Raw genomic sequence first — 23,848 nt, 5'->3', positions numbered from 1 at the left:
TTCTGCTGGTTAATTGTCAATGCTTCTCGGTCTAGCCGTCAACCCCTTTAGGTAATTCGTAATTAGGAATTATTTTACTCGTGATTTAGATCAAATGTACTATAAGCACTATCAGCGTTTTGCTCTACAAAATTCTTTGCCGCAGCCAGGAGATATTCATAATAGGCACGAGCGACTATCGATAGCTGTTTGCCAGATGGGTAAACCATGTACCAATTTCGCTGAATGGGAAAGTGTTGTACATCTAAAATGCTAAACTCTGAGGCGTCTAATAGTAAGGTATGACGGGATAAAACGGAAATTCCTAAACCACCTGCGATCGCTTGTTTAATTGCTTCGTTACTTCCCAATTCCAGCTTGACTTTTACTGTCACCCCTTGTTCTTCAAACAGACTTTGGACGGCGCGACGAGTTCCTGAACCTGGTTCTCGCATAATAAAAGGTTCGTTAGACAGGCGTTGGATCGGAATATTTTTTTCTTTGGATAACGGATGATTAACTGGTGCAAAAACTATCAAAGGATTTTCTAAAAATGGTTCACAAGTCACATCCATATTGTCTGGAACTTGGCTCATAATATATAAGTCGTCCAGATTATTACTCATCCGTTCCAAGATTTGTTCGTGATTTGTTACTTGCAGAGAGATATCAATCCCTGGATAAAGTTCGCAAAACGGCCCTAACAAACGTGGAATAAAATATTTTGCTGTTGTAACTACTGCCAAACGTAATTGCCCCTGTTTTAGCCCTTTTAAATCTGCTACCTTCATTTCATACTGGGCTATAGTTTCAAAAATCTGCCGACAAGTAGCAAATAATTCTCGTCCTGCTTCGGTGAGATACAACCGCTTTCCCACTTGCTCAAATAATGGCAACCCTACCGATTTTGTGAGTTGCTTAATCTGCATCGAAACGGTAGGTTGAGTGAGAAACAATTCCTCAGCAGCGCGAGTAAAGCTACTGTGCCGTGCCGCCGCCTCGAAAACCTTTAATTGGTGCAGCGTCGCTTGCTTCAAAGGTGGTTCTCCTGTATATAGCTATTTATCGATATAAAACTAACGTGAGTTCGACAAGCCTTATTTGACCTCTCCCCCAGCCCCTCTCCGGCGCACAGAGGGGAGCAAAAAGCTGAATTATTTCGTTGCTCCTCCCTTTCCGTTTCCCAGAGGGAGGCTGTCCGGGAGAGGTTCATCGAACTCAGGTTAAAACTAGTAGTCTGTCTCATAAGTTCTGATTGATTAGTTTGTTACCAAAACCCTGTAGAGACGCGAAACTTCGCGTCTTTACAACCCCGCAAAATTAATGAAACAGACCACTAGTATTACTGAACAGTTGCAAATTTTATAGCAATGCTCATAGAAAGTTATGAGTTTTATATATTATAGACAAAACTCTATTACTTCTATTAAAATAAAGGTATTTTATTTATGGATTCAAGAAGCTATTATCAGAACAACAAGAAAAGCGTAAGATTCCTTCCACTTTCCGATGAATGATGGTTTTCCCAAATTCATCTATCATCATTCATCATTCCATAATTCTTCGGCAATTTTTGTTGGGAGCTTGGTTAAATCTGGTAATCTTAGTACCTCAATTTCGGCAACTTGTTCTTTAATATTCACTGGTAAGTTTAACGGTTCGCGTTCTTCTATCCAGCATCTTGCTAATGGCAAGGTTAGCTCCATTTCATCTAGTGGTCTGGGAATTACCATTACTGCATTTAATTCCCCAATGCGTTCTGCCTCAAACATTCCCGCTTCCACTGCTACTGCTACATTTGCTACGGAACCCCGAATAATGGCTGTACACAAACCCGCACCAATTTTTTCATAAGCTGCTAAATGAACATCAGCAGCTTTAAGCATGGCATCACATGCTCCTACCATTGCTGGAAATCCTCGCGTTTCTACCAAACCAATTGCTTGGTTACTCAGACGGCTGTAATTCCCCTCTTCCATCAATTTAGTAAAACGGGTTGTGATGGGAAGTACTATATCTAGGTTGGGATAAGGTCGGGGAATCACCAAGCTAGAAACCAACTGACCAAACTGTTCAGCCGTTTGGACACCAGATTCTACGGCAAGACGCACGTCAGCAATTCCACCCCGAACGATCGCAGTACAATGCCCGCTACCAATTTTTTCATACCCCACTAGGTGAACTCCTGCTGATTTCAGCATCATATCCGCCGTCCCAACTATTGCTGGAAAGCTGCGGGTAGAAACTAAACCTAAAGCAGTGTCCTGGAAGGTTTCTTGACTACTGGCTCCATGCATGGTACTCATAGACCGTTGATTAGATGTTTCCATTATGAACTTTCCCAGATAATCACAAAGCTGACAACTTACAATTAACACTTACTCAGACTAAACGTCAGAGTTTGGGTCGCTCAAGGATTGTCTATGGGGAAACAATGTAGTCAACAGTCTGTGTATGCTCCCTTGTCCATAAATTTGAGTCCCGAAACCGTTAGAGGGTTCTGTGGCTAGCTGATTGGGGTCTGAGTCATCTTCTGTAGACTCTTGGGCGGCTTGTTGCGACGTGGGGTTAGCATCATTGGCGGGTTCCTCTACGGGAGGAGACTGGCTTTCTGGAGTGGCGGGAGATTTAAAATAAGAAATCGACTTATTTTGTTTGAAATCCACAAAAGCTGAAGCTGAGAATTTAGTTGAGGAAATTTCTTTTTCCTTAACTCCCCCTGAGCCATTTTCCTCTTCCTTCTGCGGTGCTGCACTTGTAGAAGCTGGGTTATTGGTAGATGGTTCTGGTTCCTTTGTTTGGGCTGTTTGGGTAATTTGCCGACTGGTGTCTCCCAAAATCGAACCAGGTGCAATTACTTGTCCAGCTTCAACTGAACAGTTAAAAACTGTTGTTGCCGAACCAATGCAAGCATTTGCTCCAATTTTGCCTTTGCCAACCATCAAAAAACCGGCTCCCAAGTTTGCGCCTGCTTCTACCTCTAGGGTTCCTTCATGGACTTGGAGAATTGCTCCCATGCCAATACAGACCCCTGGCCCAATGATGATCTTGCTGTTTACAGCCGCTTGGAGGATCACCCCAGGTGCAAGTACTGCGCTTGGATGAATAGTCACCTCACCACTAATGTAAGAATCAAAGTTATTGCTGAGGCGCAGTGACAGCACAGACATGGAAATTTTAACCTCGGAAGCCGGAGTGGGGAATGGGGATGAGGGGGTAGAGGGGGCAGGGGGAGCAGGGGAGGCAGGGGAGGCAGGGGAAGAAGAATTATTTATTGATTAATCTACCAATGCCCCATTCCCCACTCCCTACTCCCCACTCCCTACTATGGTCTTTGAATAATCGTTTCTAATACCCGACGCTTGGCTTTGGGGTCAATACCAATTAAGCGTACATATTCCCCTTGGTATTCGCCAAGGTGTCCTTCTACGGCTGCGAATCGCTTCTCTTTCTGAGGAGGCTTGAATTTGACCGGTACTAGTCCAGGAACCAGTACGGAACCGCCGTTGGTCTACGTGTTCAAGGCTAATTTTAGAGCCGCCAGCCAATAATTGCCGGAGTTGGTCTACAACTTCAGTACTCAACCGGGTACTGGTAGCTGTTGCTGTTGCTGTCGCAGTAGCAGAGGGTGCATTGCTAGTAAATGATTTCTGACTGCTAGAAGTGGCTACTTGGCCATTTGGACGTTGGATAATCGTTTCTAATACTCGCCGCTTGGCTTTGGGGTCAATACCAATTAGGCGGACATATTCCCCTTGGTATTCGCCAAGGTGTCCTTCTACGGCTGCGATCGCTTCTCTTTCTGAGGAGGCTTGAATTTGACCGGTACTAGTCCAGGAACCTGTACGGAACCGTCGTTCGTCTACGTGTTCAAGGCTAATCTTATACCCACCAGCCAATAATTGCCGGAGTTGGTCTACCACTTCTGTACTCAAACGGTTGCTGGTAGCTGTTGCCGTAGCAGTACCAGAAGTTCCACTGCTAGTAAATGATTTCTTACTACCAGAAGAGGCTACTTGACCATTTGGACGTTGGATAATTGTTTCTAATACCCGCCGCTTGGCTTTGGTATCAATGCCGATTAAACGCACATACTCGCCTTGATGGCTTTCTATACATTCTTCCAAGCCGGAAATTACTTGATTTATGGAAGTTGCTTCAATTGGCTTGCAGCTAGTCCAGGAACCAGTACGGAAACGGCGCTCGTCTACGTGTTCCATGCCAATTTTGTAACCCCCTGCCAAAAGTTGGCGGATTTGCTCTACAGTTTCGCCATTAACTTTGCCACTGCTAGAGCCGTTACTATTACCATTACTGCTGTAGCTGCCATTGCTATGACTACTAGCCGGAGCTTTAAAATTGCTAGCTGGTTTAAAATCACCATCCGGGCGTTGGATGATGCTCTCTAACACACGTCGTCTATCTTTGTCAATACCAAACAGCCGGACATACTCGCCGCTATGGTCACTTACACAGCTTTCTAATGCTGCGATCGCTTCACCGATGGATCTCGGTTCAATTGGTTGGCAACTAGTCCAAGAACCCGTGCGGAACCGTCTCTGGTCTACGTGTTCTGTACCAATCTTATACCCTTGTTCCAATAGATAGCGCACCTGCTCTATTGTTTCTGCACCCAAGCTATTGCTCGCCACTTCACTACTCCTTTCTAGCTCTAAAACAGTAACACCATTACCCTTATAAGATTTAGTGTTCTCATCCCGAATTGGTGCAATACATTTGCTATCCGCAGCACAAAGATAACCAGCTCGCAGCGCCTGATTAATCCCAACCACATGATGAGCAAAGTCCTTATCCTGATCTTGCACATCTGGCAAGCGGTCAGCTTGCTGCTGATTGGTAATGATCGCTCCCGAAGGTATATACTTACCTGCGGGAATTTCTACGTCTTGAATCAAAGCGTGCATCATCACGATGCAGCCTGCACCTACCCTGGCATTAAACACCGTAGAGCGAAAGCCAATGAAGGAATTATCCCCTACATAAGCTGGCCCGTGAATTAGAGCCATGTGGGTAATGCAAGTGTTTTTACCTACCCACACCGAGTATTTATTTTGATCATCGCCAACTACTCGACCTTGCTCCAAGCCATGAATCACCACACCATCTTGAATATTAGTGTTTTCACCAATATAAAAAGGTGTGCCTTCATCCGCTCTAATCGTAGTCCCCGGAGCAACGATTACATTTGCACCTATATGTACATCTCCAATTAGATTGGAGAACGGATGCACAAAGGCTGTTTGATGGATTTGCGCTTCAGCTAAATTCCTCGACCACGGGGTTGGAGGTGCCGCCGTGCTGCGGACTGCCATTTCGAGATTCCTCCTGTATTGTCATTTGTCATTTGTCCTTTGTCCTTTGTCATTTGTCTTTTGTCGAGAGCTAATACTTCGGCTTCGCTCAGTACAAGTGACTAATGACTAATGACTAATGACTATCGATATTGATCTTTTTTGCTGTAAATTAGGCGATCTTCAACGTGAATAGTATCTATAATCGCTACTACCACTGCATCTAATGGTCGCTGTTCATTGCCAATAACTTGACGAGCGGCACTGCCACGACTGACAAGTACCCACTCATCTACTCCTGCTCCCACACTATCTGCTGCTACCTCGTATTGTGGCAGGATGTTGCCGTCTTCATCCACTAATTGTAACAACAGTAGTTTCACACCTCGAAGACTTGGATCTTTTTGCGTGCTAACTACTGTGCCGCGAACTTTGGCGACTTGCATTCTTTAATTACGGTCTTCTACCGAAAGGACGAATTGCATTCACATTTTCCCGGAATTGCTCTACGTCTTCGGTATAACGAATTGGTAGGACGTATTCCAAGTTTTCGTGAGGACGAGCAATGATGTGAGTAGATAGCACTTGTCCCCCGTTAACTCGCTTTACAGATTCAACTCCTGCGGCTACGGAAGCTTGCACTTCTGACACATCACCCCGAACAATCACGGTAACTCGACCACTGCCGATTTTTTCATAGCCTACGAGAGTAACGCGGGCAGCCTTCACCATCGCATCAGCAGCTTCTACTACTGCTGGAAAGCCTAGCGTTTCAACCATTCCCACTGCAATTGACATTAGATTTTAATCCCTATTTAAAGTTTTTAGCCTTGGACAAAAGAAAGTGATGCTCAAAAAAGCAAAGAGCGTTAATTACTTTGTTTAAACAGCTTTTAGGTACGGAACTGTTCCACAGCTTCTGTGTAACGTATCGGCAATACGTATTCTAGGTTTTCGTGAGGACGAGCAATGATGTGAGTGGATAACACTTCACCACCAAAGACTCTTTTCGCCGCTTCAACCCCAGCAGCTACGGAAGCTTGTACTTCCGATACATCTCCCCTAACTATGACGGTGACGCGAGCGCTACCAATTTTTTCATACCCTACTAAAGTGACACGGGCGGCTTTCACCATCGCATCAGCAGCTTCCACTACTGCTGGAAAGCCCTTCGTTTCAATCATCCCAACTGCAATTGGCATCGCAGAACTCCTACAATATTAATCCAATCTGTACTGTCGCTTAAAATTTTTGACGGGGAGAGCTTGATCTTAATAGCTAAGAAAACACTTCCAAATTAAGCATAGGAAAGGTTGGCCTTTCTGGCAATATAAATTACTATAATAGTTTATGATAAGAAAGTTTTAAAAAACTTAACAAAAATTTATCTGTCCTCCTGAGCAATTAAAGTTTACTGATTCCTAGAGGAGCCACTTATGCTTTATAATTTCTTTATCACATTTACAAAACGACATTCATAACCAAGGATAATTTTATCTGGGGAGGGAGGACAAGCTGCTGTATCTTATGCTGTCTCTAGGTTCTGCCAATTTTTGCTATATGTACAATGACTAAGTGAAAAATAGATAATTTTTTCAAATATATCGTATAAAGTAGTTTGTTCAAAGTAGAAATAAAAATGTAAAAACAAAGGTGAAGTTAAAGCAAGTAAATGCTTTAACCTATGTAAATTTATATTTTATCGAAATTTAATAGGGTAAATTAAAGTAAAAATACTTATGATAATTTAGTTTAAATAAGAGTAAAAAAATATTGATGTTTCTACTAAATTAATTTTGTAAAATAAATAATAGTATAAAAGCTTTTTTAAAATTAAGGTTGAGTCGTCAAGGTGAATTTAAATGGATCAATTTCTATTTTCAACAAGTTGGTTTGTGCCTTTATATAGCTTATTAGGCGCAATTTTGACGTTGCCGTGGGGAATAGGAATAATTCGGCGAACAGGGCCAAGACCTGCGGCATACATAAACTTGTTGACGACGGTTTTGGCTTTTGCCCATAGCCTGTTTGTATTTAACATGATCTGGGATAGAGAACCAGAAAAGTTACTGGTGACGTGGTTTAAAGCTGCTGATTTAGACTTATCTTTTGCCTTGGAACTCTCAACAGTGAGTATTGGGGCAACAGTTTTAATTACAGGGTTAAGCTTACTTGCACAAGTTTACGCTCTGGGTTACATGGAAAAAGACTGGTCGTTGGCGCGTTTTTTTGCGCTGCTGGGATTTTTTGAAGCAGCGCTGAGTGCTTTAGCAATCAGTGATTCTTTGTTTTTCAGCTATGGACTTTTGGAAGTGCTGACGCTTTCGACTTACTTGCTAGTGGGATTCTGGTATGCTCAACCGCTAGTAGTGACAGCAGCACGGGATGCGTTTTTAACCAAACGGGTGGGGGACTTGTTGCTGCTGATGGCAGTGGTGACGCTTTCCACCTTAGCCGGGAGTTTGAACTTTTCGGATTTATATGAGTGGGCGCAAACGGCTAATTTAAGCCCAATGACATCAACATTACTGGGGTTGGCGTTAATTGCTGGGCCTGCTGGTAAATGCGCCCAATTTCCCCTGCACCTTTGGTTGGATGAGGCTATGGAAGGGCCCAATCCCGCCTCGGTAATGCGAAACTCGCTCGTAGTCGCAGGTGGTGCTTATTTACTGTATAAATTTCAACCATTGTTAGCATTGTCGCCAGTTGCTTTAAATGCCTTGGTAGTAATGGGTACGGTGACAGCAATTGGGGCGACATTAGTATCCATAGCTCAAATTGACATTAAGCGATCGCTATCTCATTCCACCAGTGCATACATGGGCTTAGTGTTTTTGGCGGTGGGTTTGCAGCAAGGGGGAGTAGCCTTGATGTTGCTGTTAACTCATGCGATCGCTAAAGCATTATTATTTATGAGTTCCGGTTCAGTAATTTTGACCACCCAAAGCCAAGACCTAACAGAAATGGGCGGTCTATGGTCAAGGATGCCAGCTACAACTACTGCCTTTGTTGTCGGTTCCGCCGGGATGGTAACACTGCTACCATTAGGAAGCTTTTGGGCAATGTTAGCATGGGCTGACGGTTTTGTGAATATTAGCCCTTGGGTAATTGGGGTTTTATTATTAGTCAATGGCTTGACAGCATTGAACTTGACCAGAGTATTCAGATTAGTATTTTGGGGTAAACCGCAACAAAAGACCCGTCGTACCCCAGAAGTTGGTTGGCAGATGGCCTTACCAATGGTGATTCTCACAGTCTTCACTCTGCTTGTGCCTTTGATGCTACAGCAATGGTACTTGCTACCAAATTGGGAAAGTATTAATTGGTATGTGGCATTAGCTTTGTTTACTTCTACCGTCGTGGGGGTAAGTATAGGGTCTACAGTTCATCTACACAAAGCTTGGTCAAGATCCAGAATCTTGGCGTGGAGATTTGTGCAGGACTTGTTAGGTTATGATTTTTATATTGACCGAGTTTATCGGCTAACGGTAGTGGGTGCAGTCGCACTGCTATCTAAAATCTCTGCTTGGAGCGATCGCTATTTAGTCGATGGTTTAGTAAACTTGGTTGGCTTTGCGACTATTCTCGGTGGACAAACTTTAAAGTACAGCATTTCGGGGCAATCTCAGGGCTATATGTTGACTATCTTAGCGGTCGTCAGCGTTCTGGGTTTATTCATCAGCTGGTCATCTGGTTTACTAGATAAATTACCTTTTTAAGCGAGTTAGGAGACGCGATGAATCGCGTCTGTACAAGAGTTAGAAGTAGAGACGCGATGAATCGCGTCTGTACAAGAGTTAGAAGTAGAGACGCGATTAATCGCGTCTGTACAAGAGTTAGAAGTAGAGACGCGATTAATCGCGTCTGTACAGGAGTTAGAAGTTAAAAGTTTTTACTCTCCCCCTGCTTCCCCTGCTTCCCCTGCTCCCCTTAACTGAATTCCGTCTATGCTTAGTGTTTTAATTCTGGTGCTGTTAATCGGCGCAGCTTTAATTGGTTTCTCGCCGTCTGGCATCAATGGTAAATTTGCCCGTGGTGTGGCTTTAGTCTTTGCCAGTATCGCTTTCTTGTGGACAATCGTACTAGCAATTCAGTTTCATCCAGGAGAAATCACTCAACAGTTTGCCGAGTCTGTCCCCTGGATAGATGTTTTAGGCTTGAACTATAACTTGGGAATAGATGGTTTATCTTTGCCACTGCTGGTTTTGAATGCATTGTTAACTTGCATTGCCATTTACAGCAGCGATGAATCCCTACAGCGTCCTAAATTTTATTACTCTTTGATACTATTATTAAGCGCTGGGGTGACTGGAGCTTTTCTGGCACAGGATTTACTATTATTTTTCTTATTTTACGAATTGGAACTAATTCCGCTATATCTGTTGATAGCTATTTGGGGTGGGGAGAAGCGGGGTTATGCTGCAACAAAATTTCTCATTTATACTGCCGTTTCGGGAATCTTGATTTTGGCAAGTTTTCTCGGCATGGTTTGGCTGAGTGGTTCCTCTAGCTTTGCACTAGCAACCTTGAACCCTACGACTCTACCTCTAGCGACACAGCTTTTACTGCTAGGGGGAATTTTGGTAGGTTTCGGGATTAAAATTCCTTTGGTTCCCTTCCATACTTGGTTGCCAGATGCTCACGTTGAAGCTTCTACACCAATTTCTGTGCTGTTGGCTGGAGTGTTGTTGAAGTTGGGAACTTATGGCTTACTGCGGTTTGGCATGAACTTGTTACCAGAAGCTTGGGCTTATGTGGCTCCTTGGTTAGCGACTTGGGCAGTAGTGAGTGTACTCTATGGTGCATCCTGCGCGATCGCTCAAACCGATATGAAAAAAATGGTAGCATACAGTTCTATTGGACACATGGGCTACGTGCTTTTAGCGGCCGCGGCTTCCACACCATTAAGTGTGTTGGGTGCTGTTATGGAGATGATTAGCCACGGCTTGATTTCCGCCATGCTGTTTTTGCTGGTAGGAGTTGTGTATAAAAAAGCCGGAAGCCGGGATTTAGAAGTTCTCCAAGGACTGCTGAACCCAGAACGCGGTATGCCCGTAATTGGTAGCTTAATTGTTGTGGGAGTTATGGCTAGCGCAGGGATACCGGGAATGCTAGGTTTTATTTCCGAATTCATCGTTTTTCGGGGTAGTTTCCCAGTTTTTCCAGTGCAAACGCTGCTATCAATGATTGGTACCGGCTTAACTGCGGTTTACTTCCTCATACTTCTCAACCGTGCTTTTTTTGGACGCTTGTCTGCACAAGTTATCAACTTACCACGGGTGTATTGGAGCGATCGCGCCCCGGCTGCAATTTTAGCTGTGCTGATTGTAATTTTCGGCATTCAACCTGGTTGGTTAGCACGCTGGACTGAACCAACAATTACAGCAATGGTGAATAGCCAAAACGTAGTAGTAGCAGTGTCCTTGGATAAAGCAATGGGGGCTAAGGATTAGGGAGTAGGGAATGGGGATTAGGGATTAGTGACTAGGGACTGGAAACGGGAAAGAGTTTTCCCAATGCCCAATGCCCAATGCCCAGTACCCAGTACCCAGTACTCAATCCCCAATACCTAAATTTTTTGGAGAGATATCAATGGTAACTATTAAAAATAAAGCGGTTCACAATCCCTTAGCTGAGTATATTGAACGTTTGCAAAAAGGAGAGGCATTACTCCCGGATAATCCAGAAAATGTCCTGGAAGTTGTTGGTATTCTTAAAAGTTATGGCGTAGTTTTAGATGCCTATTCAAAAAATCTTAATTATATTGCCGAGCATCAGTTTTTAATATTTTTCCCATTTTTTAAATACTTTAATGGAGAGGTTTCTTTTCAGAAATTACTCCGGCATTGGTGGCATGACCGAATTAATTTTGAATATGCCGAGTATTGTCTGAAAGCCATGATGTGGCACGGTGGCGGCGGATTAGATGCCTATTTAGATACAAAAGAATTTAAAGAAAAAGCCCAAGCCGTTATCGCCGTCAAATTTAAAAATAATCCTTTCATTCCGGGTATTAACCAACTGTTTCCAGATTTCTTAACAGAACACTTGCGCGTCTCTGCTTACTACACCGGTTTAGGTCAATTCTGGCGAGTAATGGCCGATATCTTCCTTAGCTTATCAGACCTCTACGACCAAGGCAAAATCAAATCGATTCCCCAAGTTGTAGAACACATTAAAGCAGGGTTAGTGGCAAATGCATTAAACCCAATTACCTACGCCGTCAAAATTCGAGGTGAGGTCTATGAAATTATTCCCAAAAGCGTTGGTTTGACCTTTTTAGCAGATACAGCAATACCTTATGTAGAAGCAGTATTTTTCCGAGGAACTCCTTTCCACGGGACAGTTTCATACAACGCCCAAGGATATCAAATTCCCCCAGATCAAACTCGATTTCAATATGGGGCATTGTATGCAGATCCTTTACCCATCGGCGGCGCCGGTATTCCTCCCACCTTGTTGATGCAGGATATGCGTCATTATCTTCCAGAGTATTTGCACGAAATTTATCGTCATAGTCTTCGGGGTGAAGATGATTTGCGGGTACAAATTTGTATGAGTTTCCAAAAATCGATGTTTTGCGTAACAACAGCAACGATTTTGGGACTGATGCCTTATCCTTTGGATACTAAAGATCCAAATGAGGAAAAAGGTAATCGAGTTTATTTAGAGAAGTGGATGAGTCGGTTAGAAACTTCGCAGTTGCTGGATGTGAATAAATAGTTGATTTTTGGTCAGGATTATGCTTCTGGTTCGATGCCTAGCGATGTCTAACGACAAGCCGCTCCGCGTCTACGCAGTTGAGCAGTCAAGCGATCGGCTCTTTCTTCACCAGTCAACAACAAATTACCTTCCAAATCCCACCAGCGTAGCCAAGGTAATTCCATAGTGTAATATTGTCCCTGCCAAATTTCTAACTCAACTCCTAAAGGATTTATGGGATAATGTCCGCGTTCATTTGCTGTTAATAACTGATATTGTCCACCAATTAATTCATAAACTTCTACACTGGCTTTATTCACTTCATAAATGCCGTAGAAGGGAGGACGAATCACCTGCTCATAAATCCAAAATTTCCCCTTCCAAGGAGTTTTATCTCGCTCCTCACTACCATCCCCAGAAACAAATTCTAAGGCAATTAATGGGGCAATAAATTCTCGCCATAATACATAAGACCTGCGCGTTTGCCCATCTAGAGTAGGGGGTACATTCCCTACATAAAACCAGTCTGGTGCTTCTGCGCCTTTTTCTGGGGGGTCAGTGATGCGCCAGTAGATACCGCTATCTTGACCAATACAGTATTGCCCATCAGGATGACGTTTTTGTAATATCGGTTTAATCGAGTCTGTTAAGAGAATGCTTTGGGGATGTTCCTGAAAGTTTTTCACGAAAGTACCATCAGACTCAGGAAGTTGTGTATGGTCTGGGAACGGGGTGAAGGCGGTGGATGGATCGGTTGCAGAGGTCATAAGTCTAGCCTCGCGCTGGGGTGAAGTTTATTTTTTAGTTTAGCTTGCGTACTTAACCAAGTTTTACTCGCAGCTTGGTTTGTATAAAATGGAGATTGTAATCCTTTGAGGTAATTAAGAATTGGAGCAAAGCAAGTTGACGAGCTTCACTCCCGACTAATCTCAAAGTACACGGAGTAAGCTGGGAATGCTTTCGATCGCTGACAAATTCCGAATTTCTGCCAAAGCTTGCCGAAAATTACCTTCCCGCACATCATGAGTAACAACTACAATCTCTGCTAGTTCCCCTTGAAAGCCAGTTTGGACAATTGACTCTATGCTAACGCCATAGTTACCAAAGCAAGTACCCAATTTACCAATAACTCCCGGTTGGTCATTGGTGAGAAAACGGGCATAAAACCGAGTGATCAATTCTGCCATCGGCGCAATTTCGCAGTATTCCTGATGTCCACAAGCTAATAATGGATTTGCAACTGCTGTATTGGTTTTGAGGACAGCAATTAAATTCAAAATATCTGATGTTACAGCACTGGCGGTTGCACCAGCACCAGCACCGGGGCCAAAAAACATTACTTGCCCAATTGGTTCTCCTTCCACAAGAATGGCATTGTAAACGCCGTTGATGCTAGCCAAAGGGTGGGCTTGGGGCACTAAGGTAGGGTGAACTCTCACAGAAAGGGGAGATGAGGGAGTATCACGTTTAGCGATCGCCAACAATTTAATCACAAATCCCAATTTTTCAGCATAAGCAATATCTGTTTTGCTAACTTGCCGAATCCCCTCAGTATAAACATCTTGTAAGTTGATGCGTCCACCAAAGCCTAATGATGCCAGAATAGCAATTTTATCTGCTGCGTCTAAGCCATCCACATCGGCTGTGGGGTCAGCCTCAGCATAACCCAATCGCTGGGCATCAGCTAAAACATCATTGAAGTTGCTACCTTCGGTCTGCATCCGTGTCAGTATGTAGTTCGTTGTACCGTTCACGATGCCTGTTACCGTATGAATACGGTTAACACTTAACGACTGCTTTAGGGGTTGAATCACCGGAATGCCACCACCCACAGCAGCTTCTAACATGACGTATACGCCAGCTTCATTAGCCGTTGTGAAAATTTCCGCCCCAAAGCGGGCGATCGCTGCTTTATTGGCAGTGACTACATGCTTTCCATTACTTAAAGCTTTGAGGATGAGCGATCGCGCCGGCTCCAGTCCACCCATTACCTCGACAACTATATCTACCGCCGGATCGTTGACAATTGATTCTAAATCTGTAGTTAAGACTTCCGTAGACAATTCTACTCCACGGGGCTTATCTAGCGATCGCACTCCCACACGATAGATTTCTATCTCTTGCAACAATGGGTGACGCCCAGCGCTATCTTGCAACAACTGCACTGTTCCCGTTCCCACGGTGCCTAATCCCAGTATTCCTAGTTTCACACCCACAATTTTTGCACCCAATTATCACCAATAACAATTGTAGGTAGAGCGTTTGCCCTACCTACTGATTATCCTGCTTCCTTTGTCATTTTGTCATTTGTCCTTTGTCCTCTGTCTAAAACTAATGACTAATGACTAATGACTAATGACTAATTTAGGGAACTCCAAAAAATAAATTATTCCACATTCAAGTTGTTGACTGTTGACTGTTGACTGAAAACCCGTGAACCGTCAACGGTCAACAGTGAACAATAGCAATGGAATATTTTTTTACTTGGAAGTCCCTTAGTAAGTTTCTACGTGCCAGCGACCAGCTTTCTTGATTTCCTTCTGGTAAACACTCCAGGTTACGCCTTCCTTAGCAGCAGCAGCAGTTAAGGCTGCATCAATACCTTCTTCCATACCGCGCAAACCGCAGATGTAGGTGTGGGTTTTTTCATTTTTAATCAATTGCCACAATTCATCTGCGTGTTCAGCTACGCGGTCTTGAATATACATTCTACCGCCTTGGGGATTTTTTTGTTCGCGGCTGATGGCAGCAGTCAGGCGGAAGTTATCAGGATATTTTTGTTGAATTTCTTCCAGTTCTTCCTTATATAAAAGGTTTGGAGTTGTCGGAACGCCAAATATTAACCAAGAGAATCCTTTAAATTGGTATTCTGGGTTAGCTGCTCTTTCTGCATCTTTAAACTGACGCCACAGATAAGCCCGCATCGGTGCAATACCTGTTCCGGTTGCCATCATGATGACATTAGCATCAGGGTCATTGGGTAACAACATTTCCTTACCCACAGGCCCGGTAATTTTTACCTCTTCCCCTGGCTTGAGGAAACACAGGTGTGTAGAGCAAACTCCGTAGACTGTTTCGCCAGTTTCTGGGTGCTTGTACTCCAATTGGCGGACGCACAGTGATACGGTTTTATCATCTACATCATCGCCATGACGAGTTGAGGCGATGGAATAGAGTCTAAGTTTTTCTGGCTTGCCATTCTTGTCTGATCCTGGCGGAATAATCCCAATACTTTGACCTTCTATATACTTTAAATCACTCCCAGAGAGGTCAAATTTAAGGTGTTGAACAATACCAATACCGCCTTCTTTAACTAGCGGTTCGTTAGATATTACCTTACCAATAAACGGAGCATTGGGACGATAAGTATTAACAGGAACGTCACCGTGGTCTTTTTTGGCTTTCGCTTGAGTCATGGTGTTGCCTTTCTTGTCCTTGTTCTCTTCAGCACTATGAGCATTCACAGGTGTGGCTTTACCATTCCCTTCACTGTTAGCAGTTTCCCCAGATGTAGCTAACTCGCTGACAACGCTTGTAGCATTCCCAAGTGAGGCTTTACCATTAACTGGCTGTAGCGCAGTTACAGGCTGAATGCTAACAATTGTGCCGCCTAGACGAGTGATACGTCGCATTTCTTGATTCATCCGGTTGTAAGGCACTCTGATGAACACACTGCCACTTTTCCGAATTGGGTAGTTAGTTTGATCGGTTTCTTCGCTCTGACGCAAACCCACCACTTCATAAAGGAAGATGCGGCTACCTAATTCTGTGTTGGCAGCACCCTCAACAGCACCTTGATTGTACATTCGTTCTAGCACTCCGATAATTTACTTAACCGTTTTTCAAAAAAAACTATTCCCTTACCTTGCCAGCTTTAGTTTACCGGATTTTCGTTTCACAAAACTAGCCATGTAGGAAAAACGGCATCATTAAATTAATGCCTAGCTAAGTACACTCACCAAAGACATGCAGGCATAGCAAAAAACACACCTGTTCACCTTCTAAGGTAAAGGATAAGTCTTGTGGAGAATGTTAATAATGAGTCAATTTAATCTTTTTTTCGTTAACTATTACCCCTATCACAATACCTTCGCCATTTTTTTGTAGGTTGGGTTGAGCGTTCGCGTAGCGTCCCGTAGGGAAGCAAAACCCAACGTATTTGTTGGGTTTCGTGCCTCAACCCAACCTACGAATCGAGGTATTTTTCGATTTGGCGAAGTTATTGCCATCAGGGAGATAGTTTTTTGCTTTACTACCCAACGAGCAACTTAAAGGGACAGATATTTTAGCAAGCTTGCTTCGATTAGTGGAAGCTACACTCAGTTGACTTCCAAAAATTGCGGTTGCGCTTGCCTACTCCAAAGCTTTAAATCGTAAATGCCAATCTCAGAAGGTTTTCTTCCGATTGGTTTTACTTCTTGAAATCTACTATTTCGGAATATTGTTAGCTATATTGATGACCTGTCTATGGATAATGACATGACTCTGACAACTCAAGCTACAAACATAACGACATAGAGAACCGTTATTTTAGCAACTGTAATCAGTTTCACTTGATGTGAAAAATCTGTCAACCTTTATCAGTACTTGGCCATAACGTCAACGCTTCTATGTGAGCATATCTATAAATTTACAGCTAAAAATTTGACTAATGCAAGTTCTTTGCTCATTCGTTGGATAGATTTTTGCTTTGAATATATTAAGTATTGTCGAGCAGGAATTACAATTTAGGAACATCAAAAAATTCGCGGCAATAATAAATTATACCATTAAGTCTTGTTTGTAGTCACAAGTAGCGGACTGATAAAGGCGCAACGCTGATGGGCGGTGCTGATCCCCATTTTTAAATTAACAACTAAATCAACAAAAAAATGATTCATGAACCACCCTAATTCTTCTTGAGAGCAATATTGTATGGGATACCCCCTTCTGTTAAAATCAAATATACCACTAGGATTAAATACTTACCGGCACCAACATTCAGGCTAGTCCGACGAGTAGCAACTTAATTACTTTTGTTGCCTACTTGCTTGGTGTCTTATAGATGTGCTAGGTAGCAAGAACGCAGGATAAACCAATGGGGTAAACTCCTGGCTTCAGAATCTGCTGTGTGAAAAAATATTGAGACAATTTTAGTATTTTAGAGGAGATTTATGACAAATAAGCCGGAACGCGTGGTACTGATTGGAGTAGCCGGAGACTCTGGGTGCGGGAAATCTACGTTTTTGCGTCGTTTGATTGATTTGTTTGGTGAAGATTTAATGACAGTCATTTGCTTGGATGACTATCATTCCCTAGATCGCAAACAGCGTAAAGAAACTGGGATAACGGCATTAGACCCCAGAGCAAACAATTTTGACCTGATGTATGAGCAAATTAAAGCGCTCAAAAGTGGTCAAGGGATTGATAAGCCGATTTATAACCACGAAACTGGCTTAATTGATCCGCCAGAACGGATTGAGCCGAATCATATTATAGTTGTTGAAGGGCTGCATCCTTTATATGATGAGCGGGTGCGATCGCTAATCGACTTTAGTGTTTATTTTGATATTAGCGATGAAGTCAAAATTGCCTGGAAAATCCAGCGAGATATGGCTGAACGCGGTCATCGCTACGAAGATGTCTTAGCGCAAATCAATTCCCGCAAACCTGACTTTGATAAGTTTATCGAACCACAAAGAGAATTTGCTGATGTGGTTCTGCAAGTATTACCCACCAACTTAATCAAAAACGACACGGAGCGCAGAGTCTTGCGGGTACGTATGCTTCAGCGCGAAGGTAAGGAAGGCTTTGATCCAACCTACCTATTTGATGAAGGGTCAACAATCAATTGGACTCCTTGTGGACGCAAACTGACCTGTTCTTATCCTGGTATGCAACTGTACTACGGTTCAGATGTTTACTACGGCCGCTATGTCTCAGTACTAGAGGTCGATGGTCAATTTGACAACTTGGAAGAAGTAATTTATATCGAAACCCATCTTAGCAATACATCCACTAAATATCAGGGTGAATTGACTCACTTGTTACTCCAGCACCGCGAGTATCCAGGTTCCAATAATGGTACTGGTTTCTTCCAAGTGCTTACCGGTTTGAAAATGCGTGCTGCTTATGAGCGCCTAACAGCTACGGAAGCAAAGTTAGCAGTTCAAGTTTAAAGCAGCAGTGTTTCTATCAAAGCTTGTGGGGGCGCTTTCGGGTGTCCCTTTTTTTGTGTTATTAAATACATTTTAATCACAAAATAATTAGCATAGATTTATCTTTTTTAAAGATACTTACCTTATAGCTACTGGTTTTTATCAATATTCAGAAGATACTAACTACTGAAGTATAAATATTGTTATGATTTCATAAATTAATGTAAGTTCAACAACTTATGTGGTGTTCGCCTAACGAGGTGAATCAAAAGACCTCTAAGAGGTTTTACTACTCAAAACCGTCCCTCTCCGATAGCTTGAGGGACAGACTTGAACTAAAGTTCAGGTCAGGGAAAGGTTGGTCGAACTCACGTTAAATTTAGGTAGTTGAACTAAATACTCACATTTAGTCAGCGAAAAAACTCAAGTCAGGAGGAATTTCCTTTGTCTCGTCGATATTTATTTACCTCCGAGTCAGTCACCGAAGGTCATCCAGATAAAATCTGCGATCAGATTTCTGATACCATTCTAGATGCCCTACTGACACAAGACCCCAGCAGTCGTGTCGCTGCTGAAGTAGTAGTTAATACTGGTTTGGTACTAATCACTGGCGAAATAACCACCAAAGCCAATGTGAATTTCGTTAATCTTGCCCGCAAAAAAATTGCCGAAATTGGCTATACCAATGCCGATAATGGCTTTTCTGCTAACAGCACCAGTGTTCTGCTAGCTTTAGACGAACAATCACCCGATATCGCCCAAGGCGTTAACACCGCCCAAGAAACCCGCGAACAAGATAGTGATGAACAATTTGACAAAATTGGCGCGGGCGATCAAGGTATAATGTTCGGTTTTGCCAGCAACGAAACACCAGAACTGATGCCCTTACCCATCAGTCTCGCCCACCGCATTGCTCGCCGATTGGCAGCAGTCCGCAAAACAGGTGAGCTGCCATACCTGCGTCCTGACGGTAAAACCCAAGTAACTGTGATCTACGAAGATGGACGCCCAGTAGGTATTGATACTATCTTGATTTCTACCCAGCATACAGCCAGTATTGGGGAAATCACGGATGAGGCGGCTGTACAAGCCAAAATTAAACAAGACCTCTGGTTAGCAGTGGTCGAACCTGTTTTTGGCGACATTGACGTTAAACCTAATGAGGAAACACGTTTTTTAGTCAACCCCACTGGCAAATTTGTCGTTGGTGGCCCTCAAGGAGACTCTGGTCTGACAGGACGGAAAATAATTGTTGACACCTACGGTGGTTATTCACGGCATGGTGGCGGCGCTTTTTCTGGCAAAGACCCCACGAAGGTAGACCGCTCTGCGGCTTATGCCGCTCGTTATGTGGCGAAAAATATTGTCGCCGCCGGTTTGGCAGAAAAAGTTGAAATTCAGCTATCCTATGCGATTGGTGTAGCACGACCAACAAGTATCCTAGTGGATACCTTTGGCACTGGCAAAGTGGATGAAGAAACCTTACTGGAATTAATCAACAAGCACTTTGAACTCCGTCCAGCGGGGATTATTCATACCTTCAACTTACGTAACTTACCAAGTGAACGAGGCGGACGTTTTTATCAGGACGTCGCGGCTTACGGTCATTTTGGGCGGGCTGATTTAGACTTACCTTGGGAACAGACCGATAAAGCCGAATTGTTGAAGCAAGCAGCAAACGAGTCACTTTCGGCAGTAGTTGCTCAGGCACTAACTTAGAGTTATACGCTACTGCAAAAACTTAGCATATTTATTTGAGGGTATTGGCAAGTTATTAAGTTGCCTATGCCCTCATTTTTTGGTAGGCACAAGAATATTAAGCTGTTACGCAAATAATATTGTACATTTACCTGATGACTGATGACTGATGACTGATGACTGATGACTGATGACTGATGACTGATGACTGATGACCGTTTTTTGAATTCAAAATTCAAAATTCAAAATTCTGTTAGGAAGAATAAGAATAATTTTGAATTAATTAATTCTGGGTACAAGCCCCCACTGATTTTTAAAATCAGTGGTCTACAATCAGTGGTGGGTTTCAAGCCCCCACTGATTGCAATTTTGAATTAATAATTTTGAATTTTGAATTGTTTTGACTGAAAACCCGTCAACAGTCAACAGTCAAAGACCATTAATAGTGTTTATATATTTTAGACGTGCATTAGCTTAAAAGCTATGGGTACTCACTCCAAAAATAACTCCTGAAAAAATAGGCGAACCGGGAGTAATTTTACTTAATTATTAAATGTAAAATATTAAAACAATTCGCAATTCGCAAAGACGCTCCTTCGTCGCTAACGCAATTCGCAATTACATTTTGTGACGGGGATTTAGATTTAGGCATTCAATTCGCGCTGCTTGATAGAAGCAGGGGACTTAAACCCCTACCACTTATTAAAAAAAGTACTTATACTGAAGCTTTCTTAGAGATAACTAAAATATAGGGGGTTGCATATTTGCGGGATGATTTTACTATTTTTCTGAGATGGGCATCTTGCCCGTCCCTTGTATTTGCGGGCGGGCAGGATGCCCACCCCACCAGAATCATCCCTTAATTCAGCAACGCCAAATATAGTTTATCGAGGAAGGCGTTAGCGTAACTATCTGTACGATTGCTCATTTGACCCCTTTACTGTCTTGTACAGCGATTAATGCACGAGCGCAAATTAGTTTGCACCTGTAACACCAGTTGTAGGCATTTTTCTAGCGAGGGTTTTGATGTTGGCAATCTGGCAAAGTTAAAACTGAGGTGAGCGAAAAACATCTGCAACGCCTGCAAGCTCACGAGTCAGCGATCGCTCAAAAGACAGAAGCCTTGCAGACATACATCACTAGCTAATGTATATCACAGCTTTCAGAGAAAACCAGTCAATTTTCCGAACGTTTGTCTCAAGTAGCCAAACCTAGTCCAATGCGATCGCCAGACTTTAAAGAATCACCACAAACAATACTTGACTGATTTGTTACCACAATTAGCTAATCAGCTATTCTTCTATTTCCTTACTTATGCTGCTGGTTTGTTTGACTCATTAGATGAAGCTGATTCTGTCTTCTCGGATTGCGTCTCACTCGTTTGTTGCAATTGGTTGAGATGAATATTATTCACTTGAACAATAAAGTATTCTAATGCTTGACTTGCCTTTTGTTGCTGTTGGGTTTCGTCAGACACATCATAACAACGATAAGGTGGAGTGACCCCCAATATAAATTTCTCTTGTTCAGCTTCTAACAATTCAACGGCTGTGTTAGCAGCAAGGGAATTCTTCTGAAAAGGAAAAGAGGTAACTATACTGGCAACTATAGAAGCAATAGCTGGGCAGAGTACAGGGAGCCACTTGAGCCAAGCTTGTCCTGCTTCTAATTTGTCTACCAGAACTAAAATTGGTGTGACTCCTGATAAAATCACTGTCGCAATTTGCAAACTATAGTAAAGGTTCCTTGATACACCCCTAATTTTTTTATAATCGTCAATCAAGTCTTGGCTGTATTGTAAAGCCTTTCCTCTTGTTAGAGTCAGTGTTTCTTTATCCCAAGAATTAGGGTTAGTTAATAGATAACTATAGAGTTCAGCTTTTTTGGTAAGTTCTGACTGATCAGAGGCCTTCTTATAGTTCTGAAATATTTGTCTATTGATCAGCAATAAAAAAAACACAAAAGTTAGAGATACTGCTCCAGAGATTACAACTGCTTTATCATCTGAAAGAAAAAGAATAAATAGTCCAGAAGATACAAAAGCTGCAAGTAATAAATACTCAATTACCTTCAAATTAAACAACTTTTTCTCATCTGACAGAGAGGATATATTTTCGATCCTATTGGAAATCTTACTTTGGTTTCTTTGTTCAAGATTAGCTAATTCAGAAGTAGTCATTGTACCTTACTCAATTGGTTATCGGGTGAAGTGTAGGAATATAATAAATCGCAACAAGTAGAATTGCTTTCAGGGGGTATAAGTTAGGATAAGTTCGCCAGAGAGTAGCTTCAACTTTTGCTGAGACATGCTTTTTATTACCGCTCCCATGAACTTTCTCGCTTTCCAAAACCTTCTAACATCTGCTTTTAGCTCTCACTTTGCGATTGACTAGTTGGCTTAGAATGCTTACAAAAGCTAAAAACGTTTCTTTCGGTTGACGTGAAATCATTTTTGCCAAGCTGTACTAGTCAATCCTAACCATATATATATTTGATTGATAATGCAAGGCTTTTTTGCCAGTAATTTTACGTAGTTTTTAAGATACTTATGATACGATTTACGTGCTTTCCTCAAAAAATATATGATTTGGACTTTGCAATAGTCGAATTGTTTTTTGGGGAATTTTAAGCCTATCGGGGGAGTTAAGCTGTCGTATCGAGGCTGACAACTATTTCGACAGGAAATTATGCAAGATTCTCTGATTTATCAAGATATCCTTCAGAGAGGAAGACAGCAGGAAGCGCTAGCACTGATAAAATGCGAACAATTGCAGAAATTAACGAAAAAATCAGCCGCCAACGTGCGGTAGTGTTGACAACTGAAGAATTAAAAGCACGAGTTGTAGAAATTGGTGTTACTAAAGCTGCTAAAGAAGTTGATGTAATTACCACTGGCACATTTGAGCCGATGGAATCAAGTGGTGCAATTATCAATCTCGGACACACTGACCCGCCGATAAAAATTCGCCGGTGCTGGTTAGATGGTGTACCAGCATACTCTGGTTTTGGGGCAGTAGATTTATATTTGGGTGCGAGTTCTGCTGTGGAGATGACGGACGGGGAAGAAGTCCGAGAACGTGGCGGGGGTCATGTAATCGAAGATTTGATCGCGGGTAAATCTATACACGTAAAAGCGCAAGGACAAGTAACAGATTGTTACCCCAGAGCAACTTTTGAAACTACAATTACCAGTGAAACTATTAATCAGTTTTACTTATTTAATCCGCGCAATCTTTATCAAAATTTTATTGTGGGTGTAAATGGTGGCGATCGCCCCCTCTTCACCTATCTCGGCCCTTTACAACCGCGTCTGGGAAATGCCGTTTACTCTAACCCCGGTGCTATTTCGCCCTTACTCAACGACCCAGATTTGCAACTCGTTGGGATAGGGACTCGAATTTTTTTAGGCGGTGGTATTGGCTATGTCGCTTGGGAAGGCACTCAGCATTTTCCTTTACAAAAACGTTTAGCTAATCGTACACCGATTGGGCCTTCCGCGACTTTAGCTTTAATTGGTGATGCCAAGCAAATGGATGCTCACTGGGTGCGGGGATGTTACTTCAAAAGTTATGGCCCCTCATTGATGTTAGGTGTTGGTGTACCACTCCCTGTATTAAATGAACAAGTAATTGAACACTGTGCCGTCCAAGATCAAGACTTAGTAGCCCCAATAGTGGATTTTTCCATTCCCCGGCGCGTCCGTCCCACCTTTGGTTTAGTGAGTTACGCCCAACTCAAATCTGGGCGGATCACCATTGAGGGCAAAGCTGTACGCTCTGCCCCCTTAGCGAGTTTGTTTTTTTCTAGGCAAGTCGCCCTAGAGTTGAAAAAGTGGATCGAATCAGGTACGTTTACCCTGACAGAACCAGTTTCCCCAATTCCGATGGAGCGATCTTTTCTACCCCAAGACCGGCGGACGGATTTTTAAGGGGATGAGGGGGATGAGGGGGATGAGGGAGAATTTACTTCCCTATCTGCCCCTGCTCCCCCTGCTCCCCCTGCTCCCTCATCTCCCCATAC

General features: G+C 42.8%; 17 protein-coding genes and 1 pseudogene. 6 read left to right on the top strand and 12 right to left on the bottom strand.

Annotation, left to right across the window (positions count from 1 at the left end; genetic code table 11):
* Positions 1 to 74 precede the first annotated feature (74 nt).
* From D1367_RS17400 to D1367_RS17370, 8 genes and pseudogenes are all read right to left on the bottom strand, one after another.
* Positions 75 to 1,016: a LysR family transcriptional regulator gene (locus tag D1367_RS17400; RefSeq protein ID WP_118167519.1), complete on the bottom strand. Its 942-nt coding sequence runs from the start codon at positions 1,014 to 1,016 to the stop codon at positions 75 to 77.
* Between the two features lie 504 nt (positions 1,017 to 1,520).
* Positions 1,521 to 2,309 (bottom strand): beta-carboxysome assembly protein CcmO, encoded by a 789-nt coding sequence (locus D1367_RS17395; protein ID WP_118167518.1) that lies wholly within the window; start codon positions 2,307 to 2,309, stop codon positions 1,521 to 1,523.
* Between the two features lie 57 nt (positions 2,310 to 2,366).
* Positions 2,367 to 3,149: a beta-carboxysome scaffolding protein CcmN gene (locus D1367_RS17390; protein ID WP_118167517.1), complete on the bottom strand. Its 783-nt coding sequence runs from the start codon at positions 3,147 to 3,149 to the stop codon at positions 2,367 to 2,369.
* 155 nt (positions 3,150 to 3,304) lie between these two features.
* Positions 3,305 to 3,373, bottom strand: a pseudogene (locus D1367_RS33430) (hypothetical protein); the annotation flags it as partial.
* Positions 3,354 to 5,312 (bottom strand): beta-carboxysome scaffolding protein CcmM, encoded by a 1,959-nt coding sequence (locus tag D1367_RS17385; RefSeq protein WP_476739223.1) that lies wholly within the window; start codon positions 5,310 to 5,312, stop codon positions 3,354 to 3,356. The pseudogene D1367_RS33430 and the gene D1367_RS17385, both read right to left, overlap by 20 nt.
* Before the next feature lie 122 nt (positions 5,313 to 5,434).
* On the bottom strand, positions 5,435 to 5,737 hold the full coding sequence (locus tag D1367_RS17380; protein ID WP_100899927.1) for a beta-carboxysome shell vertex protein CcmL: 303 nt from the start codon (positions 5,735 to 5,737) through the stop codon (positions 5,435 to 5,437).
* 7 nt (positions 5,738 to 5,744) lie between these two features.
* The gene (locus D1367_RS17375; RefSeq protein WP_010995041.1) at positions 5,745 to 6,089 is read right to left on the bottom strand and encodes a carbon dioxide-concentrating mechanism protein CcmK; all 345 of its coding nucleotides are present in this window, start codon (positions 6,087 to 6,089) and stop codon (positions 5,745 to 5,747) included.
* Between the two features lie 95 nt (positions 6,090 to 6,184).
* Positions 6,185 to 6,493 carry a carbon dioxide-concentrating mechanism protein CcmK gene (locus D1367_RS17370; protein ID WP_012410633.1) on the bottom strand — a complete coding sequence of 103 codons (309 nt, stop codon included), beginning with the start codon at positions 6,491 to 6,493 and terminating at the stop codon, positions 6,185 to 6,187.
* A gap of 660 nt (positions 6,494 to 7,153) precedes the next feature.
* Between D1367_RS17370 and D1367_RS17365 the strand changes: the two genes are divergently transcribed.
* From D1367_RS17365 to D1367_RS17355, 3 genes are all read left to right on the top strand, one after another.
* Positions 7,154 to 9,010, top strand: coding sequence for an NAD(P)H-quinone oxidoreductase subunit F (locus tag D1367_RS17365; RefSeq protein ID WP_118167516.1), 1,857 nt, complete (start codon positions 7,154 to 7,156; stop codon positions 9,008 to 9,010).
* A 228-nt stretch (positions 9,011 to 9,238) separates the two neighbouring features.
* A complete protein-coding gene (locus D1367_RS17360; protein ID WP_118167515.1) occupies positions 9,239 to 10,744 on the top strand; it encodes an NADH-quinone oxidoreductase subunit M in 1,506 nt (501 codons plus the stop codon).
* A gap of 139 nt (positions 10,745 to 10,883) precedes the next feature.
* Positions 10,884 to 12,014, top strand: coding sequence for a CO2 hydration protein (locus D1367_RS17355; RefSeq protein ID WP_118171563.1), 1,131 nt, complete (start codon positions 10,884 to 10,886; stop codon positions 12,012 to 12,014).
* A 47-nt stretch (positions 12,015 to 12,061) separates the two neighbouring features.
* Here the strand turns inward: D1367_RS17355 and D1367_RS17350 are convergent, their stop codons facing one another.
* The 3 genes from D1367_RS17350 to petH all read right to left on the bottom strand — a co-directional run bounded on the left by D1367_RS17350 (position 12,062) and on the right by petH (position 15,799).
* Entirely contained in the window at positions 12,062 to 12,760 is a 699-nt protein-coding gene (locus tag D1367_RS17350; RefSeq protein ID WP_118167514.1) for a Uma2 family endonuclease, read from the bottom strand.
* Positions 12,761 to 12,922: 162 nt separating this feature from the next.
* On the bottom strand, positions 12,923 to 14,209 hold the full coding sequence (locus tag D1367_RS17345) for a homoserine dehydrogenase (protein ID WP_118171560.1): 1,287 nt from the start codon (positions 14,207 to 14,209) through the stop codon (positions 12,923 to 12,925).
* A gap of 279 nt (positions 14,210 to 14,488) precedes the next feature.
* Complete coding sequence (gene petH / locus D1367_RS17340; RefSeq protein ID WP_118167513.1) at positions 14,489 to 15,799, bottom strand: ferredoxin--NADP reductase; 1,311 nt, start codon at positions 15,797 to 15,799, stop codon at positions 14,489 to 14,491.
* 1,347 nt (positions 15,800 to 17,146) lie between these two features.
* On the opposite strand from petH, the gene D1367_RS17335 reads away from it, so the two are divergent.
* Both D1367_RS17335 and metK read left to right on the top strand, forming a co-directional pair.
* Complete coding sequence (locus tag D1367_RS17335) at positions 17,147 to 18,151, top strand: phosphoribulokinase (protein WP_118167512.1); 1,005 nt, start codon at positions 17,147 to 17,149, stop codon at positions 18,149 to 18,151.
* A gap of 423 nt (positions 18,152 to 18,574) precedes the next feature.
* Positions 18,575 to 19,849: a methionine adenosyltransferase gene (gene metK, locus D1367_RS17330; protein ID WP_118167511.1), complete on the top strand. Its 1,275-nt coding sequence runs from the start codon at positions 18,575 to 18,577 to the stop codon at positions 19,847 to 19,849.
* Between the two features lie 1,291 nt (positions 19,850 to 21,140).
* On the opposite strand, the gene D1367_RS17325 is transcribed toward metK, so the two are convergent.
* A complete protein-coding gene (locus D1367_RS17325; protein WP_118167510.1) occupies positions 21,141 to 22,007 on the bottom strand; it encodes a DUF4231 domain-containing protein in 867 nt (288 codons plus the stop codon).
* Positions 22,008 to 22,586: 579 nt separating this feature from the next.
* Between D1367_RS17325 and D1367_RS17320 the strand changes: the two genes are divergently transcribed.
* Positions 22,587 to 23,756 carry a homocysteine biosynthesis protein gene (locus D1367_RS17320; protein ID WP_118171558.1) on the top strand — a complete coding sequence of 390 codons (1,170 nt, stop codon included), beginning with the start codon at positions 22,587 to 22,589 and terminating at the stop codon, positions 23,754 to 23,756.
* Positions 23,757 to 23,848 lie beyond the last annotated feature (92 nt).

It is taken from the genome of Nostoc sphaeroides (genome assembly GCF_003443655.1).
GTDB lineage: Bacteria > Cyanobacteriota > Cyanobacteriia > Cyanobacteriales > Nostocaceae > Nostoc > Nostoc sphaeroides.
Note: the sequence above shows the minus strand (reverse complement) of the source record. Positions and strands in the feature narration are given on the sequence as shown.